This window comes from Loigolactobacillus backii (genome assembly GCF_003946275.1).
Classification (GTDB): Bacteria; Bacillota; Bacilli; order Lactobacillales; family Lactobacillaceae; genus Loigolactobacillus; species Loigolactobacillus backii.
The window spans coordinates 1-1,370 of the sequence record NZ_RHNQ01000136.1 but is presented as its reverse complement, the minus strand read 5'-3'; the positions used below and the strand labels follow the sequence as shown (position 1 = coordinate 1,370).

Here is a 1,370-nt window from a genome sequence, read left to right as displayed (position 1 = left end):
GAAACTGTCAAATCTTTTGTGTAAATAGATCTTTCTCATAGATTGATTTTTTATTCTTTATTTAATCAAAGTAAGATTCTAAGGTGTTCTGAACCTGACCAAAGCCTTTGTGGATTCGCTTGAAATATCGATCATTGTAGCTCATTGCTTGTATTCCAATAAAAGTATCAAGCGACTGTTCAGTTGGAAACTCTGCTTTAGGTTTGGCTTTGCGCTTAACAACATTATTAAAGGATTCAATCATGTTAGTTGAATAGATTGAACTTCTGATCTGTTTCGGATAGTTATAAAAAACTAGCAGGTCCGGCTCGATGTCTTTCAGGTTTCTTATGACATGATTATAACTCTTGTCCCATTTGGCATAGAAGGCATGCAATACATCAACAGCAGCTGCTTTATTGGCTTGCTGGTGAATCTGCTTGAATTCGTTCATAATTGCCTCACGGTCTTCTACACGTACTTTAGCGCAGATATTACGCATGACGTGAACCAAACAGCGCTGGAAGTGAGCTTTAGGATAAGTTTGCATTAGTGCAGTTTTCATACCCACAACACCATCTGATAAAAATAATTCAACTTGTTTAAGGCCTCTGCTTTTCATATTTTGAAGCAACTCCGTCCAGACTTCGATATTTTCGCTAGGAGCTATGCAATAATCGATCACTTCTTTGTGACCGTTGGGCTTGATACCAATGGCAATATATACTGCTTCTCGTTCAAAAGTTTCTCGACGCAACGGTATATACGTTGCATCAAGATAAACACAAAAGAACTTATCGCTCAGTTTATGCTTGTGATAAGCCTCAACTTTAGGAATCATTTGCTTAGAGATATTAGACACTTGAGCGGGACTATAATGGCTGCCATACATTTTTTCGATCAAATTAGCTATTTCTCTAGTGGTTACACCTTTAGAATAAAGCTTTATAACCATATCTTCTAAGAGATCAGTATGTTGTTTATAGTCTGGCAGAGTGTGTTGATGAAACATACCATTGCGATCTCGTGGCACCTGGATTTCAATTGATCCAAACTGGGTATCAATTTTACGGAAATACGCGCCATTTCTAGAATTACCAGTATTCCAGCCGTCTCTTGCATAAGGATCATAACCTAAAAAGGCAGTTAATTCAGCTTCTAACAAGTCATTAACTGCTTGCTGGAGTTCTTTGCGCAATAAATCGTTTATTTTGTCTTGATTGAATAGAGCTTGAGCCATATTTTTGGTAAAATCATTCATGAAGGAGTTCTTCTTTCTGTATGTGTTTTTTGTTCAAACCAATCATACGAGAAAGGAACTCCTTTTTCTAATGTTTTTGAAAATTAATTTAAGGAATCATTCATCCTTACACAAACTATTTTACAGTCTC

At 36.5% G+C, this 1,370-nt stretch carries 1 protein-coding gene; it reads right to left on the bottom strand.

Annotated features, from left to right (window positions below):
* Positions 1 to 61: 61 nt before the first annotated feature.
* Positions 62 to 1,240, bottom strand: a complete 1,179-nt coding sequence (locus tag EKM61_RS11900) for an IS256 family transposase (protein WP_068222488.1) — start codon at positions 1,238 to 1,240, stop codon at positions 62 to 64.
* Positions 1,241 to 1,370 lie beyond the last annotated feature (130 nt).

Coding starts and splice junctions, on each gene's coding strand:
- EKM61_RS11900 (WP_068222488.1), bottom strand. CDS start 1,240: ATGAATGATTTTACCAAAAATATGGCTCAAGCTCTATTCAATCAAGAC.